Raw genomic sequence first — 16,090 nt, 5'->3', positions numbered from 1 at the left:
ACTCGCACGACACAGTTCAGCGCGCACTTTCGCGGCGGTCCGGCACTTGGGCCGGGGTCGGGAGGGGGCGTGGCCGTCCCCTCCCGACCCGTGGTGTTCACGGGGGTCAGGGCTTGACGAGGACCTTGAGGCTCTTGCGGTCGGCCATGTCCTGGTACCCGGCTGGGACGCCGTCGAGGTTGGTGGTGGCGTCGAAGACCCTCCCTGGCTCGATGGTGCCGTCAAGGATGGCGGGCATCAGTTCCTCGATGTAGGCGCGAACCGGGGCGGGTCCGCCGGCCAGGCGGACGTTGGGGCCGAAGAGGCTGCCGAAACCGATCGGTGCCTCCTCGTACTGCGGTACGCCGACGCGGCTGATGGCGCCGCCGGGGCGCACGACGCCGAGGGCCTGCTCGTAGGCGGGCATGTGGCCGACGGCTTCGAGGACCACGTGCGTGCCGTGTCCGCCGGTGAGCTCGCGGACCTGCTCGATGCCTTCCTCGCTGCGGGCGGCGACGACGTCAGTGGCGCCGAACTCGCGGCCCAGGTCGGTGCGAGCCTGGTGGCGTCCCATGAGGATGATCTGCTCGGCGCCGAGCCGTTTGGCGGAGAGTACGGCGAGCAGGCCGACGGCTCCGTCCCCGATCACGGTGACGCGGGTGCGCTCGTTGACCCCGCCCATGAGGGCGGCGTGGTAGCCGGTGCCGAAGACGTCCGAGAGCGTCAGCAGTGACGGGATGAGGGCGGAGTCCGGCGCGACGGGGAGCTTGACGAGGGTGCCGTCGGCGAGCGGGACGCGGACGGCTTCGGCCTGGCCGCCCTCGTCCGGCTCGCCGTCCCAGAAGTTGGCCTGCGGGTGGGCGCAGGAGGTGTGCAGGCCCTCGCGGCAGAACTCGCAGGTGTTGTCGGAGATGGCGAACGGGGCGACGACCAGGTCGCCGCGCTTGACGGTGGTCACCTCCGGGCCGGTGTCCTCGACGATGCCGATGAACTCGTGCCCCATCCGGGCGGGTCCGTCCTCAGGCTTCATGGAGTTGTAGGGGTGCAGGTCGCTGCCGCAGACGCAGGAGGCGGTGATCCGGACCAGTGCGTCGGTGGGCTGCTTGATGACGGAGTCGGGGACGTTCTCGACGCGGACGTCGCCGGCGCTGTACATGAGTGTTGCGCGCATCAGTGATGCTCCATTTCCAGTGGTGCGTATTCAGGGGCGGGGGGCGTGACCGGCCTGGCTACCGGAGCACGGTTTAGCCGGTTTCTCAGCATTTATGCCGCTGTGTGTTGTGTGGCGGCGTCGGCCTGCATGTTCGGAGGGAAGGTCGTGGTGGAGCGGCGCCGTTGGGTGAACGCGAGGGCGGCGGTGGGGATCAGAGTGAGGGCGGCGATGACGGTGCCGACCACGGCGGGGCCGGTGGCCCCGAGCGAACTGTCGAGGGTGAGTCCGGCGATCCAGGAGCCGATGGCGGTGCCGAGGTTGAAGGCCGAGACGGTCAGGGCGGAGGCCAGGACGGGTGCCTGGCGTGCGAAGCGGACCGCCAGGGCCATCAGCACCGGGTTGGCGCCGAGCCCGAAGAAGCCCAGCAGGGCGACCAGAATGATGGTGGGCACGGTGTAGCCGGCCAGCAGGGAGACCGCGAGCAGCAGGAGTGTGGCTCCCGCGGCGGCCACGACGGTCACGGTGTGCGGGCGGCGGTCGCCGAGCCGGCCTCCGACGAGCGAGCCGGCCAGGGCGCCGAGGCCGAAGCCGACCAGGACCAGCGGCACGGTCCCGGAGGCGATGCCCGACCGGTCGGTCAGCAGCGGGGAGATGTAGGAGTAGGCCGCCAGGACGCCGCCGGTCGTGGTGGCGCAGGCCGCCAGGACCAGCCATACGCGGCCCGAGCGCAGAGCGGTCAGCTCGGACCGGATCGACCCTGCCTCCTGGTGGCCGCCGACCTCGTGGGGGACGGTACGGGCGACCAGCACCACGGCCGCCGCGGAGAGGGCCGCCAGGGCCCAGAACGGTCCGCGCCAGCCCATGGCCTGCCCGGCGAACGCGCCCACGGGCACGCCGACGACGTTCGCGAGCATGGCTCCGGCCCCGACCAGCCCCAGGGCGCGGGAGCTGGCGGCAGGGCCCGCAGCGCGTGCGGCGACGACATTGGCCACCGCCCAGAAGGCGCCGGTGGCAATGGCGGTCAGGAACCGTGCGGCCAGCACCAGGGTGAAGTCCGAGCTGAGGGCGACGAGGACGTGACCGGCGGCGAAGACGCCCAGGGCGAGCATCAGCGTCAGCCGCTTGGGCAGCCGCAGCGTGAGCATCGCCATCAGCGGGGCGCCGACGATCATCCCGACCGCGAAGACGGTGATCATCAGGCCGGTCTGGGCGACGCTGACCTGCAGGTCGCCTGCGATCTCCGGCAGCAGGCCGGCCACCACGAACTCGGTCGTGCCCATCAGGAACGTGCCCAGCGCCAGCACGTACACGACGAGCGGCAGCCGGGCGGGCGAACGCTCGCCGGCCTCGACGGGCGCCTTGGCGGGGGCCTGGAGGACTCCTCCTTGCGAACTCATACTCACATCTCCGTGGGGTGGTGATCGGGTGCTGATCCCACGAAACCCCCTGCGTCGCGCGGGTAGAAGGCTGTGTTTATAGGGGGGACAACCTCAACCTCCCTCACCGGCGATCCGCCGCTAGCGTGGATGGCATGGACCAGCAACCCGGCGACCGCGCCGACACCCGCACCGAGATCCGGGACTTCCTCGCCAGCCGACGAGCGAAGATCACCCCGGAGCAGGTCGGGCTGCCCACCAGCGGACGGCGCCGCGTCCCGGGCCTGCGGCGCGAGGAAGTCGCCGTGCTCGCCGGAGTGAGCACTGAGTGGTACACCCGCCTGGAAAAGGGCCACATCAGCGGCGTGTCCGAAGACGTGCTCAGCGCGGTCGCCCAGGCCCTGCAGCTGGATGAGGCCGAACGCACCTACCTGTTCGACCTGGCCCGCGCCGCCCGGCCCGCCCGCCGCACACCGTCCCGTCGTAAGGACGTCAAGGTCCCGCCGCCCGTGCAGTGGCTGCTGGACTCCGTCACCATGTCCGCTGCCTTCGTCCGCAACGGCCGGATGGATGTCGTCGCCACCAATCCGCTGGCCCGCGCCCTGCACGCGCCGATGTTCGACAGCGAGACCGTCGACAAGCAGGGCCGCGCCAACATCGCCCGCTTCCACTTCCTCGACCCTCGCGCCTTCGACTTCTTCGTCGACTGGGACGCCGCCGCCAGTGCCACCGTCGCGCTCCTGCGGGCAGAGGCCGGACGTGAGCCCCAGGACCGGGCCCTGCGCGAATTGATCGGGGAGCTGTCCACACTCAGCCCCGAGTTCCGCACGATGTGGGCCGCGCACGACGTCCGCGTCCGGCACGACGGCGTCAAGCGCCTGGAACACCCCGATGTAGGCCGCCTGGAACTGACCTATCAGTCCCTGGACCTGCCCACACCGAACCGGACCGTGCACGACCTGACCCTCTACACCGCCGAACCCGGCACTCCGTCCGAAGAGCGCCTCAAGCTCCTGGCAAGCCTGGCAGCCACCCGGTCCCAGGAAGCCGAGCCCACCGACCAGCTGCGCTGACCGCCTGCTCGTCTCCCAGGGCTGTGACCAACCGCTGGGCCCTCTCAGCCGGCGGACGAGACCGGCCCTGGGGCGTCTTGGCCGTCGGCGCTGTGTCCGCGAGGAGACTGGCGGTCAGAACCAGGAGGGTCCGGCGTTGATGTACGGCTTCTCCAGAGCGGCCACCTCGTCGTCGGACAGCTGGAGGGCGAGTGCCTCCACGGCCTGGGTGAGGTGATGGGGCTTGGTGGCTCCCACGATGGGGGCGGAGACCAGCGGGTTGCGCAGCACCCAGGCCAGTGCGACCTGCGCCATGCTGATGGCCCGGGCGTCGGCGACCTGCTGGACCGCGTCGATGACCGGTTCGTCGTGCGGGCTGTCGAAGGACTGCACGACGTGATCGGTGGTGGAGCGGAGGCTCTGCTCGCCCGCGGGGCGCGCCAGGCGGCCCTTGCCGTTCGGGGAGTAGGGCACCAGGCCCACGCCCATGTCGCCGCACAGGGCCATCAGTTCCGGCTCGTCCTGGCGGCGCAGAAGGTTGTACTGGTTCTGCATGGACACGAAGCGGGTCCAGCCGCCGAGGTCGGCGGCGTGCTGGAGCTTGGCGAACTGCCAGGCGTACATCGACGAGGCGCCGAGGTAGCGGACCTTCCCTGCCTTGACGACGTCGTGCAGGGCCTCCATCGTCTCCTCGACCGGTGTCTCGTCGTCGAAGCGGTGGATCTGGTAGAGGTCGATGTAGTCGGTGCCGAGCCGGGTCAGGGAGGCGTCGACCTGTTCGAGGATTGCCTTGCGGGACAGGCCCTCGCCGCCGGGCCCGTCGTGCATCTTCCCGCGGACCTTGGTGGCCAGCACGATGTCCTCGCGCCGGGAGTAGGCGCGGACGGCACGGCCGGTGATCTCTTCGGAGGTGCCGGCCTGGTAGACGTTGGCGGTGTCCCAGAAGGTGATGCCCAGCTCGACGGCCTGCCGGAAGAAGGGCTCGGCCTTCTCCTCGGTCAGCGCCCACGGGTGGGCGCCGGGCACGGTCGGGTCGCCGTAGCTCATGCACCCCAGGGCGAGACGGCTCACCTTCAGCCCGGTGGTACCGAGACGGGTGTATTCCATGGTGAAGCTCCTTTGTCGTGAGCCGCTCTACGGGGCAGGGGTGATGCGGACGGTCGCCGAGCGGGGACCGCGCCCGAGCACCGGCTCCAGGTACGGGCTGGAGGCGTACTTGGTGCGGCAGGCGTCATCGACCGCGTCGAGGACGGAGCCCTCAGCGGGATCGAAGCGCACCTCGTAGCCGACACCGGCGATACGGATGCGTCCGCCCTGCTGCGACATCGCGGCCCGGTACCAGCGGGAGTCGGGGCCGTTGCCGGGGCGGACGTAGAGGTCGCCGCCCGCGACGACGGATCAGATCCAGGTCGGGGCGCCGTAGGTGACGCCGTCCTCGCGGAACGGGGAGATGTGCACGTCGTCGGCTGCTGCGAACGAGCGCAGCCGTTCCTGGTCCCAGGTGCTCATGGTGGTCTCCGTGACGCGGGTCAGGGACGGCCCGGCGTCGGGGTGCGGTGGTGCGCGTGTGCCGCGCCCAGGCCGGGAGACCCGGTTCGGGGCGGCGGTTCAGTGGGTGGTGTATCCGCCGTCGACGGGCAGGGCGACGCCGACGACGAAGCTGGCGCCGGGGCTGCACAGCCACAGGGCGGCGGCGGCGACTTCCTCGGCCTGGCCGAGGCGCCCGATGGGCTGCTCGCTCATGATCGCGGCCATGGCCTAGGCCTGGCCTTCGAGCATGTCGGCGACCATCGGGGTCTCGATCACGCCGGGGCAGACGGCGTTGATGCGGATGCCCTTGGGCGCGTACTCGACCGCGGCGCTCTTGGTCAGGCCGATCACGCCGTGCTTGGACGCGTGGTAAGCGGCGCGCTCGGGCAGGCCGACCAGCCCACCGAGGGAAGAGCAGTTCACGATCGCGCCGGAGCCCTGGGTGCGCATCTGGCGCAGTTCGTGCTTCTGGGCGGCCCACACGCCGCGCAGGTTGACGCCGTTGACGCGGTCGAAGTTCTCGGCCGTCTCGTCGGCGGCGTCCGAGGGCGGGACCTGGATACCGGCGTTGTTGAACGCCATGTCCAGACGGCCGTAGGTGTCCACCGCGCTCTGGACCATGGAGGCGGCCTGGTCCTCGTCGGTGACGTCGCACACCACACCGATGGCCTGGTAGCTGGCGTCGGTGAGTTCCTTCGCCGCCGTCTGGACGGCGTCCTTGTTCACGTCGGCCAGCACGACGGCTGCGCCGGCCTGGGCGAAGGCGCGGGCGGCGGCCAGTCCCATGCCAGAGGCCGCACCGGTGACCAGGGCAACCTGGCCCTCGAAGTTGTACTGCGGGTTCATGCTCAGGGGTCCAATCTCTGAGGCGGGCCCGGCGAATCGACGGGCCGGCTCGTACAGGGAGGTCGTCAGGCCACGGTCTCGCCGCGGCCGAAGCGCACCAGGTGCGTCAGGGCGCAGGAGAGTCTGGGCGGCGCGGCGCTCGCAGTGCGCGAACCGGGCACGGGCATCCGGTGCAGGACGCGTGCTCGGGAAGGTCAGGAGGCGCGGGCGGGGCGTCGGGGACCGGAGTACTGGTCGTCAGTGACGTGCTCCAGCCAGTCGACGTCGTCGCCCTCCCACAGCGCGATGTGCGCCATGAATCGATCCGGGGCCGCTCCGTGCCAGTGCTCCTCACCCGCCGGCGTGAAGATCACGTCCCCGGGATGCGCTTCGGCGATCGTGCCGCCGCGGGACTGGATGAGGGCGATTCCCTCGACGATGTAGAGAGTCTGGCCCAGGCCATGGGAGTGCCAGGCCGTGCGGGCGCCGGGCGCGAAGCGCACCATGTTCGCCCGCGCGCGGGAGGGATCCTCACCGCGGTAGATCACATCGGCCCAGGCATCCCCGGTGAACATTTCTGCCGGAAGCTTCATCGTGGCCGGAGGCTGGGTGATATCCATGATCGTTCTCCTTGCATACGTTCTGTCGCGGCTCGGCCACACACAGGCGAGGGGTAGAGGGAGGTGGGGCGAGGCGAATCAGTCCTCGGCCAGGACCCCGCGGGCGACGGTGAGCGCGGACATGGCCTTGGGCCATCCGGCGTAGAACGCCAAATGCGTGACCGTGGCGATCAGCTCCTTGTCGCTGACCCCGTTCTCGCGGGCCTTGCCCAGGTGGAAGGCGAGCTGCTCGGTGCTGCCGCTGGTGATCAGGCTGGCCACCGTGACCAGGCTGCGGTCCCGCGGGGACAGGTCGGGGTCCTCCCACACCTGCCCGAACAGCACGTCCTCGCTGTATCCCGCCAGTGCCGGGGCGATTTCCCCGAACTGCTGACGCGGACCCTCGGGCTTCTTGCCCTCCGCCATGATCGGCTCCTTTCCGCGGGGATGCCCAGGCGTGTCCCCGCAGGGGCGGGGAGCGGGCACCATCTCTCCATTCGGTCTCGCCGTCACGGTGTGTGCCAGCGGAGTGGACGGTCGGCCCCATTGCTGGCCTGCTATCGATGAAACGGCAGGTCGCGGGCGTGCGGAAGGACCCGTTGATACGTGTACTGGCAGTACACCCCTCGCGCGTCGGGAGCGTCGTAGCCTCGAAGCCATGGACAACCGCAGCGAGGTCCGCGAGTTCCTCACCAGCCGCCGCGCCAAGATCACACCCCAGCAGGCCGGCCTGCCCGCCGCAGGTCAGCGCCGGGTGAAAGGGCTGCGCCGCGAAGAGGTTGCGATGCTCGCCGGCGTCAGCGCCGAGTACTACGCCCGCATGGAACGCGGCAACCTCGCAGGTGCCTCCGAAGCCGTCCTGGACGCCCTCGCCAAGGCGCTGCAGCTCGACGAATCCGAGCGCGCCCACCTGATGGACCTGGCCCGCACGGCCAGCACCACCCGCAAGCCCTCACGCCGCCGCGGCCCGCAGCCGATCCGCCCCGCCCTGCAGCAGCTGCTGGACGCGATGACCGAGGCACCGGCCTTCATCCGCAACGGCCGCCTCGACATCCTGGCCACCAACCGCCTCGGCAAAGCCCTGTACTGGCCCGTGTTCCAGGATCCCGCGCGGCCGGTCAACCTCGCCCGCTTCCAGTTCCTCAACCCCGGCGCCGACGAGTACATGACCGAACTGGACTACCAAAAGGCCGCCTCGGCGGCTCTCCTGCGCACCGAGGCCGGACAGGATCCCTACAACCGTGACCTCAGCGACCTGATCGGTGAACTCTCCACCCGCAGCGAGGAATTCCGCACGCTGTGGGCCGCGCACGACGTGCGCCTGCACCGCACCGGCCTCAAACACTTCCGCCACCCTGTCGTCGGCGACCTCACCCTCGCCTTCGAGGGCCTGCCCGTCCCGAACGATCCCGGCCTCACCCTCACCGCAATGAGCGCCGAGCTCGGCTCCGCATCGCACGATGGACTCCGGCTTCTGGCCAGCTGGGCCGCCACTCTCGATCAGAGCGAGCAGCAGAACACCGAACTCCCCAGCGACCAACACAGCACACACAAGCCCTGAGCGGGCCTCCGCTACTCCGTCGGCTCCTTGGTGACGACCTCCGCGCCAAGGAACCCGGTCTGCGGCGACTTCGCGTAGACATCCAACTCAGTCGCCCCAGATCAGCGCGGTGCACACGACTAACTTCGCTGTCGAAGGACAACCCGCGCCCTGCGGCGGTGACAGGGCGCTGTGCCGCCTCTGGGCAACCGACGGAATTCGCTGACCTGCTGAAATGCGCCTCATCTTGTTGCGGAGGTCCAGGGTTGTCCGGTGGGGGCTCCCAAGAACCCGCCTCACATCAGCGGCACCGGCATCCGGTACGGGTTAGGAAACCCTGGGCGTGTCGAGCGGTTGGGTGTTCGGCTGCAGCGCATGCAGGATCGTGGCGAAGACCATCCATCGTTCCGTCCCGGCGGACGGCAACCCCGAGTCCAAGGCCTCGGGCCAGCCGTCAGGAACATCTGCAACATGGTCCCTCAACACCTGCGCCGCCGCGGAGTCCTCCGGGCGGCTAGCCCAGGCGCCAATCTCGGCCGCGCTGGCATCAGAGAGAGCTGCAGCCAGCAAGTAGCTGCGCAGAATCAGGTGCGCTTACCCCTCCCAGTAACCTGCCGCTGGTCCGGCAACGGTGTTGCGCACCAGCGCTTCGGCTCGCTCATCCGAAACATGCGGATTGCGGCACTCCACGATGGCCGTCACTCCGAATAGCGCTTCGATCCGGCTCAATGCTGTCATTAGGTCAGTCTCTCCCTGGTCGACATGGTGCCGATGCTTATTCCGTCGCTTCGCAGGCTTCATTTCGCCGGTTCCCCATCTGCCCTGCGAGGGTTCACCGGCGGTGGTCGTCACTCCGGGTGAAGGCCAGGTCGTCCGGCAGGACGTCCCCCAGCTCTCCTTCCCGCACTCCATCCAGGAGGAGGGGGCCGGTTCGAACCGTTCGCACAGAACCGGGTTTTCCGAGTGCCTGACCAGGGCGTACCGGCCGCTAGCGGGGAGTTCAAAGTGATCGTTGAGAGCACCAGCAGGCGATGTCGTGGAGTTCGTTGAATTCGGCGGTGTGCACGACCGTCGGGACTCCGCCGGGCGTCTGGGACTGCACCACAGCTCGAAGCCCATGGTCTTGAGCGCTCGTACGTCATGTCACTCGTCGGGACGGCGGCCGGTGGCGACGACCTGGTGACCGGCGGCGAGAGCCTCGCGGGCGATGTCCGCGCCCAGACCGCGTCCGGCACCGGTGACGAAAATGACCTCGCTCATGAGGGATTTCCTTACGAGTGCCGTAATAGGCACCCAGTTGTGTGGGGTGATGACGCGTGGTGTCGCCGGAGGAGGCCAGGGCTTCGGCGGCTGTCGGCGAGACCGATGCTGATCTTCGGCGCCGTCCACTTCGCCGCCGCCCTCAGCCAGGCCGGGCGCTTCCTCGGTTACCGGGGCACCGTGTGCGACGGCCGCCCCGTCTTCGCCACCGCGGCCCGTTTCCCGGATGCGGACGAGGTCGTCGTCGACTAGCCGCACCGCTACCTGGAGCACACGGAGATTGATGCCCGCACCGCCGTCTGCGTCCTCACCCACGACGCCAAGTTCGACATCCCCCTGCTACGGCTCGCGCTCGGTCTGCGGGTGGGCTACGTCGGTGCGATGTGTTCCCGCCGCACCCACGACCACCGTATGGACCTGCTGCGCGAAGCCGGTGTACCGCAGAGCCAACTGGCTTTCCTGCACTCCCCGATCGGCCTCGACCTCGGTGCCCACCCCCGAGGAGACGGCCGTCTCCATCGCAGCGGAGATCATCGCCCACGCCAACCGGGCCACAGGGCTGCCGTTGTCCCGCGGCGCCGGCCCCATCCACGGCCGGCGCGCAGTGGGACCGCCCGTTCCAGCAAGCGAAGGTGTCCCGGCACGCGTCTGACCGGAAAGGCCCGGCCGGAAGCCACTGGCTCGGCTCGCCTACCACGCGCCGATTCCTCGGCCGACGACCGACTACTGGAGACGACCGCAATGAAAAGGAACCCACCGATCATCCTCACGGCCGTACTCGTACTGGCCGGGTGTTCGACGGCGACGTCCGAGCCCGAAACAGCCCCGTCTCATACCTCCCCACCGTCCCTGCACCGTCCGGTGGCGGGCAACGATTACACGGGGCCGAGCCTGACGGGGCTCACCTCCGACGACTGGAAGGTGACGGTGGTCAGCGATGAATTGAACTACCCCTGGGAAGTCAGGATCGCCGACGGCACCTTGGTAGTGACCGAAGCCTCGGGCACCATCGCGATGATCGACGCCGACGGCGGTCTCGAACGGTACGACGTGCAGACCTCGGACCCGGTCGTGCACGACGGCGGCAGCGGCCTGATGGGCCTCGCCCTCGCCGCCGACTTCGGTGACACCGGCAACGCCTACGTCTACTACGCCTACGCCGCCGGCTCCGATCTCACGAACCGGATCGCAGAGGTCAACTACGACGGCACGGCATGGGTGGAGACACGGGTCCTACTGGACGACATTCCCGGACACCAGCTCTACAACGGGGAGCGGTTGGCGATCGGGCCGGACAAGAACCTCCACGCCACCACAGGTTGGGTTCACAACGACGACCATCCCCAGGATGTCGACAACCTGGCGGGGAAATCCTCAGGAGGAACCTGGACGGCCGCCCAGCCAAGGGCAACCCCTTCAAGGACTCCTACGTCTACTCTTACGGCCACCGCAACCCCCAGGGACTGGCCTGGGACAGGGAAGGCCGACTCTTCGCGGCGAAGCACGGTGAGTCCGCGACGACGAGTTCAACCGCATCGTCCCCGGCGGCAACTTCGGATGGCCCCTCGTCCCGGACGACACCCAACGGGACGGAATGTGGGCCGCGCTCATCAGCTCCGGCACCGGAACGTGGGCGCCGTCCGGTATCGCCTTCGCCGGTGACGAACTGCTCGTCGCCGCGCTCTCCGCCCAGATCCTGTACGTCATGAAGGAGGACAAGGGCTCACTCGACCCCGCGTTCACCAGACTTGGCCGATCGGATTCATCGGCGTCAGTTCAAGGTCCAGGTCTGGTTGGTGCCACCGGTGGCGGCCCACTGCTCGACGGTCGCTCCCGCGGTGGCCGACGCTCCGGTCACGTCCGCGATCAGACCACTGTTGAGATTGACCAGGACATAAGAGGCGTTGGACGAGGAGGTGTAGGAACCGGCGGCCTCCAGCGCCCACTGCTGGTTGGTGCCGTTGTTGCAGGTCCAGATGTCCAACTGGATGCCCTGCGTGGTGGACTGGCTGGGCACGTCCAGGCACTTGCCGCTGCCCACGCCGGTGAAGGTGTAGACGTTCCCGGCGACCTGCTTGAGCGTCCACTGCTGGTTGGAGGCCCCGCTGGAGCCCCACTGGTCGATGCCCGCGCCGTTGGCCGTCGACCCGTTGCCGACATCCATCACCAGCCCGCTTCCGGCGCCGGTGAGCCGGTGCGTGGCAGCGGCGGGGTTGGAGGTGCCCGACCAGGTGCCGGTGGTCACGTCGAGGGTCCAGGAGTTCTGCCAGCCGACGGCCACCGTCGTGCCGCTGATCGTCATCGGCAGCCACACCAGGGGCGAGGCGCCCAGATCGGAGGTCGTCCAGCGGTCACCGGCGTAGATGAACGTGGTGCCCGAACTGCCCTGGACCGGGATGACGTTGGCGGTCTGCGTGTTGTAGGTCTTGGTGCCCACGGGCGCGAAGGTACGGAACGCGGACCAGGTGCCGGTGAGCGAGGTCGTCGTGGCGTACACGTTGTCGTTGGTGTTCCAGCCGGTCAGGTGGGACCCGAGCAGGTAGTACCGGCCCCCGGTCTTCACCATCGCCGGTGACTCGTAGTCGGCGAAGACCGTCACCGCGCTCGTGACGCTGAGGTAGTCGGCCGAGAGTTTGTCGATGCGCAGGCCGTTGGCACGGTCCTCGCTCAGCAGGTAGCCGGTGCCGTCGGTGTCCTGGAAGAGGCCGATGTCCCGGCTCTGGTAGCCGAGCGGCCGGAAGCTGCCCTGGTAGCTGTAGGCACCGCACGGCGTGCTGCTGGTCGCGACGCCGACCTTGGCCTCGGAGTAGTCGGAGCTGTCGATGTGCAGGTACATCACGTACTTGCCGGTCGACGCGTTGTAGATGACCTTGGGGCGTTCCACGACCCGGTTCGGCCCCAGGTCGCCGCTCGACTGCTGGCTCAGGGCGGCCCCCTGATAGGCCCAGTGGGACAGATCGCTGGACTTGTAGCAACTGACGGACTGAAACTGGGCGTTGGTGGAGCTCTCTCCCGACTTGTTCTCGCCGAAGCCGTACCAGTCGGAGCCGACCTTCACGATGCCGAGTCCGTGCGTCTGAAGGGCGTTGCCCGAGGTGTCGTTCCAGGCGGCGCCGGGGGTGAAGGTGCCGTTGGTGTCGGCGTGGGCCGCGGGCGCCGACAGAAGCGCCGCGGCGGTCAGAGCGATGAGTGCGCCGAAGGTGGAGCCCAGGCGCCGTGCGGAGGTCAGAAAGCGTGCGGGCATGCCGAACCTCATCGGTTGGGGGCTGGTGGGTGCCCATCATGTTGATGGTTGCGCAAACATGTTGGGTTGTGCGGAGTGTGCTGCCGCCCGCCGAGGCAGTCAAGGGTCTGTTCACACATTCGTCGCCCGAGCGCAACGGGCCGCAGTTTCGCCGAAACAGCGCACGGGGACCGGCTGGGAAAGGCGGCTCGTCGCTCGGCAGCAGGCCAACCGGCGCATCAGGATCCCCGGACACCGCCCTGGCGGGCTCCTACGACTTCTTCGTCCTCGGCCGCTTCGGCGGAGGCGCGGTGCTCGCGCGTACGACGAGTCGGGGTTCGACGGAGTCGATCAGTCCCGCGATCGACTCGCCGCCCTCGATCTGCCGCAGCAGTACGGTGACGCAGGCGCGGCCCATTTCCTCGAAGTCCTGGTGCACGGTGGTGAGCGGCGGCTGGAGGTAGGCGGCCTCGGCGACGTCGTCGAAGCCGACGACGCTCACATCGTCCGGCACCGTGCGACCGGCTTCGGTCAGGGCCCGGATCAGGCCGATCGCCATGTGGTCGTTGCCGGCGAAGACGGCGGTGATGTCGTCCCGGGCGGCGAGTTCACGGCCGATGACGTAGCCGGACTCGGCGCTCCAGTCGCCGTAGCTGACCGGCGGGACGGGGGCCCCGGCTTCCTTCAGCGCCGTGTGCCAGGCCGTGACCCGGTGGCGGGCGGAGTAGGAGTCCCTTGGGCCCGCGAGGTGCCAGACCGTGGTGTGCCCCAGGGAGAGCAGGTGCTCGGTGGCGGCGCGGGCGCCGACGAGCTGATTGTTGTCGACCGCGGGGAAGCGCTGGCCGGGGTTCCCGTCGGCCATCACGATCGGGACGCCGGGAGGCAGCCGCAGCTCGGGTCGGTCCAGGATCTGTGCCTCGATCAGCACGATGCCGTCTACGGCCTGGCTGGTGAGCTGGGAGAACGCCTGTCGCACGGCTCCTTCGGTAGCGGCCCTGACGACGGCGACGTTGACCGAGTACCCGGCGTCCTGGGCCACTGCCGCGATGGACTGGAGCGTCCGGGCATTGCCGTGGGCGCTCAGGTCGAAGCTGATGACGCCGAGCATCCGGAACTGGCCGGTCGCCAGCGCACGGGCGGCGGTGTTGGTCCGGTACCCCAGCATCTCCATGGCGGCCAGGACGCGCTGCCGGGTCTCGTCGTCGACGTTGGACTTGTCGTTGGCGACGCGGGAGACGGTCTGGCTGGAGACACCGGCCAGCGCGGCGACGTCCGCCTGTGAGGGCGGCCGGGTGCGCGCGGGAGGGACGCTCTCAGCGGCGGCTCCGGCCGAGGTGCTCCCCGCCCTGTTCATACCCAGGTCTCCTCGCTCGTCCAGGCTGCTTGCTCTCACCATGATGTTGGCGCAAACACGGGTGTGGAGTCAATTCAGGTGCGGACACGGCGCCTCTGGAGCCTCCGGATGGCGAGGTCAGACCGTATAAGCGCCCGGCATGCGCCTTATCTGGAGCTTCTGTCCCCCCGGACACCCATCGGATTCCTTTTGGTAACACCCTCTTGACACGCGGGAGCGAGCGCGGGCAGTCTCCCATCCAGTCAAGCGTGTTAGCGCAAACACGGTCCATCAGTACCGCGTGAACAGGACCAGAGCCTTGAGCAAGCTGTCTTCGTCCGCCGCATATCCGTCTCGCCGGGGGGTGACTTCCCCGCACGGCCGATTCGGCTACGTACTCTTCGCACCCTTCCTGCTGGTTTTCGCGATCGCCATCGCCGCACCTCTGCTGTACGCGGTCTACCTGAGCCTCTTCCAGGAGCGGCTGGTCGGCGGCACCGTCTTCGTCGGCTTCGAGAACTACACCCGGGCCTTCGGCGACACCCTCTTCCGCGTGGGGCTGGCGCGGGTGGCGCTCTTCCTCGCCGTACAGGTGCCGATCATGCTCGGCCTCGCACTGCTCGCCGCGCTGATCATCGACAGCGGCCGGCTGCGCTGGGCCGGCCTGTTCCGGATCGGCATCTTCATCCCCTACGCGGTCCCCGCCGTGGTGGCCGCGCTCATGTGGGGATATCTGTACGGCCCGAACTTCGGCCTGGTCCACCAAGTCGGGGACGCGCTCGGCGTCGCCATGCCGAACCTGCTGTCCAAGCCCTGGATGCTGGCCTCCATCGGCAACATCAACACCTGGGAGTACACCGGCTACAACATGCTCATCCTGTACGCGGCGTTGCGCTCGGTACCGGAAGAGCTGTACGAGGCCGCGGAGATGGACGGCGCCGGAGCGATCCGCCAGGCATGGAGCATCAAGATCCCGGCACTGCGTCAGGCGCTGCTGCTGACCGTCATCTTCTCGATCATCGGCAGCTTCCAGCTCTTCAACGAGCCCAACATCCTGCAGTCGCTGGCGCCCGACGTCATCACCACCAGCTACACGCCCAACATGTACGCCTTCAACCTGGCGTTCAACGGCCAGCAGTTCAACTACTCCGCCGCCATCGCCGTCCTGCTCGGCGTGGTCACGGCCGCCGTCGCCTACGCGGTCCAGCTCTGGACCGCCCGGAAGGAGCGCGTCCTGTGACCGCCACCGCAACAGCGCCCGCCAGCCGGCGTACCCGTCCCGGCCGCCCCGCCGGATCCGGTCGGCGTGCCCCGCGGCGGCGCGGCAGCACCCCGCTGACGGTGGCCATGGTCCTGATGCTCGCCTACACCCTACTGCCCCTGTTCTGGCTGCTGATGAGCAGCACCAAGAACAGCAAGTCGCTGTTCTCCAGCTTCGGCCTGTGGTTCGGCGATGGCTTCCACTTCTTCCAGAACGTCCACGACGTCCTGACCTACGACGACGGCATCTACCTGCGCTGGTTCGGCAACACCCTGCTCTACTCCGTGGTGGGTGCGGGCGGAGCGGCGATCATCGCGACAGCGGGCGGCTACGCGCTGGCGAAGTACGAGTTCCGTGGGAAGAAGGCGCTGTTCGCCCTGGTGCTGGGTGCCGTCACCATCCCCACCACGGCGCTGGCCGTCCCCACCTACCTGCTGTTCAGCAAGCTGGATATCGTCAACACGCCCTGGGCGGTGCTGATCCCGGCGCTCGCCAGCCCGTTCGGCCTGTATCTGATGCGGGTCTACGCGCTGGACGCGGTGCCCGACTCCATGCTCGAAGCCGCCCGCATCGACGGTTCGGGTGAGCTGCGGACCTTCTTCACCATCTCGCTGCGGCTGCTGGCCCCCGGGTTCGTCACCGTCCTCCTGTTCGCGCTCGTCGCGACCTGGAACAACTACTTTCTGCCGCTGATCGTGCTGAGCGATCCCCACTGGTTCCCCCTGACGGTGGGTCTGAACCAGTGGAACACCCAGGCCAGCGGTCAGAGCACGGCCGGCACCGCACAGCTCTACCCGCTGATCGTCACCGGAAGTCTGCTGGCGATCGTGCCCCTGATCATCGCCTTCCTCTTCCTGCAGCGCTTCTGGCAGTCCGGCCTCGCCAGCGGAAGCGTCAAGCAGTAAGCCCCCCTCCCAAACCAGGTTCCACCTCCCACAATGACGTAGAGGAGCACCACA

At 68.8% G+C, this 16,090-nt stretch carries 11 protein-coding genes and 5 pseudogenes; 6 read left to right on the top strand and 10 right to left on the bottom strand.

Translation table 11 applies throughout. The features are described from left to right. Nucleotides 1-106 precede the first annotated feature (106 nt). Together AB0D59_RS44100 and AB0D59_RS44095 are read right to left on the bottom strand one after the other, a co-directional pair. Entirely contained in the window at nt 107-1,150 is a 1,044-nt protein-coding gene (locus AB0D59_RS44100; RefSeq protein ID WP_362577111.1) for an alcohol dehydrogenase catalytic domain-containing protein, read from the bottom strand. Nucleotides 1,151-1,242: 92 nt separating this feature from the next. Then, entirely contained in the window at nt 1,243-2,529 is a 1,287-nt protein-coding gene (locus AB0D59_RS44095; protein WP_362577109.1) for an MFS transporter, read from the bottom strand. A 134-nt stretch (nt 2,530-2,663) separates the two neighbouring features. Between AB0D59_RS44095 and AB0D59_RS44090 the strand changes: the two genes are divergently transcribed. Further along, the gene (locus AB0D59_RS44090; protein WP_362577107.1) at nt 2,664-3,581 is read left to right on the top strand and encodes a helix-turn-helix transcriptional regulator; all 918 of its coding nucleotides are present in this window, start codon (nt 2,664-2,666) and stop codon (nt 3,579-3,581) included. Nucleotides 3,582-3,695: 114 nt separating this feature from the next. On the opposite strand, the gene AB0D59_RS44085 is transcribed toward AB0D59_RS44090, so the two are convergent. The 5 genes and pseudogenes from AB0D59_RS44085 to AB0D59_RS44065 all read right to left on the bottom strand — a co-directional run bounded on the left by AB0D59_RS44085 (nt 3,696) and on the right by AB0D59_RS44065 (nt 6,940). After that, a complete protein-coding gene (locus tag AB0D59_RS44085; protein WP_362577105.1) occupies nt 3,696-4,667 on the bottom strand; it encodes an aldo/keto reductase in 972 nt (323 codons plus the stop codon). A gap of 27 nt (nt 4,668-4,694) precedes the next feature. Then, nucleotides 4,695-4,943, bottom strand: a pseudogene (locus tag AB0D59_RS44080) (DUF2255 family protein); the annotation flags it as partial. A gap of 225 nt (nt 4,944-5,168) precedes the next feature. Further along, nucleotides 5,169-5,936, bottom strand: a pseudogene (locus tag AB0D59_RS44075) (glucose 1-dehydrogenase). A 194-nt stretch (nt 5,937-6,130) separates the two neighbouring features. Further along, the gene (locus AB0D59_RS44070; RefSeq protein WP_362577103.1) at nt 6,131-6,535 is read right to left on the bottom strand and encodes a cupin domain-containing protein; all 405 of its coding nucleotides are present in this window, start codon (nt 6,533-6,535) and stop codon (nt 6,131-6,133) included. A 78-nt stretch (nt 6,536-6,613) separates the two neighbouring features. Then, entirely contained in the window at nt 6,614-6,940 is a 327-nt protein-coding gene (locus AB0D59_RS44065) for a carboxymuconolactone decarboxylase family protein (protein WP_362577101.1), read from the bottom strand. Nucleotides 6,941-7,172: 232 nt separating this feature from the next. Between AB0D59_RS44065 and AB0D59_RS44060 the strand changes: the two genes are divergently transcribed. Continuing rightward, on the top strand, nt 7,173-8,075 hold the full coding sequence (locus AB0D59_RS44060; RefSeq protein WP_362577099.1) for a helix-turn-helix transcriptional regulator: 903 nt from the start codon (nt 7,173-7,175) through the stop codon (nt 8,073-8,075). Nucleotides 8,076-9,203: 1,128 nt separating this feature from the next. Here the strand turns inward: AB0D59_RS44060 and AB0D59_RS44055 are convergent. Continuing rightward, nucleotides 9,204-9,314, bottom strand: a pseudogene (locus AB0D59_RS44055) (SDR family NAD(P)-dependent oxidoreductase); the annotation flags it as partial. A gap of 105 nt (nt 9,315-9,419) precedes the next feature. On the opposite strand from AB0D59_RS44055, the pseudogene AB0D59_RS44050 reads away from it, so the two are divergent. Together AB0D59_RS44050 and AB0D59_RS44045 are read left to right on the top strand one after the other, a co-directional pair. After that, nucleotides 9,420-9,966: pseudogene (locus AB0D59_RS44050) on the top strand (XdhC family protein); the annotation flags it as partial. Nucleotides 9,967-10,055: 89 nt separating this feature from the next. Further along, a pseudogene (locus tag AB0D59_RS44045) lies at nt 10,056-11,023 on the top strand (PQQ-dependent sugar dehydrogenase). 62 nt (nt 11,024-11,085) lie between these two features. On the opposite strand, the gene AB0D59_RS44040 reads toward AB0D59_RS44045, so the two are convergent. Beyond that, nucleotides 11,086-12,558: an RICIN domain-containing protein gene (locus AB0D59_RS44040; protein WP_362577097.1), complete on the bottom strand. Its 1,473-nt coding sequence runs from the start codon at nt 12,556-12,558 to the stop codon at nt 11,086-11,088. Between the two features lie 250 nt (nt 12,559-12,808). Then, nucleotides 12,809-13,891, bottom strand: coding sequence for a LacI family DNA-binding transcriptional regulator (locus AB0D59_RS44035; RefSeq protein ID WP_362577095.1), 1,083 nt, complete (start codon nt 13,889-13,891; stop codon nt 12,809-12,811). A 343-nt stretch (nt 13,892-14,234) separates the two neighbouring features. Here AB0D59_RS44035 and AB0D59_RS44030 point away from each other — a divergent pair, with 343 nt between their 5' ends. Beyond that, nucleotides 14,235-15,110, top strand: a complete 876-nt coding sequence (locus AB0D59_RS44030; protein ID WP_362577093.1) for a sugar ABC transporter permease — start codon at nt 14,235-14,237, stop codon at nt 15,108-15,110. 95 nt (nt 15,111-15,205) lie between these two features. Then, the gene (locus AB0D59_RS44025) at nt 15,206-16,036 is read left to right on the top strand and encodes a carbohydrate ABC transporter permease (RefSeq protein WP_362577169.1); all 831 of its coding nucleotides are present in this window, start codon (nt 15,206-15,208) and stop codon (nt 16,034-16,036) included. The last annotated feature ends 54 nt before the right edge of the window (nt 16,037-16,090 follow it).

This window comes from Streptomyces sp. NPDC048417 (genome assembly GCF_040651615.1).
Classification (GTDB): domain Bacteria; phylum Actinomycetota; class Actinomycetes; order Streptomycetales; family Streptomycetaceae; genus Streptomyces.
This window is presented reverse-complemented; position numbering and strand designations above follow the sequence as displayed.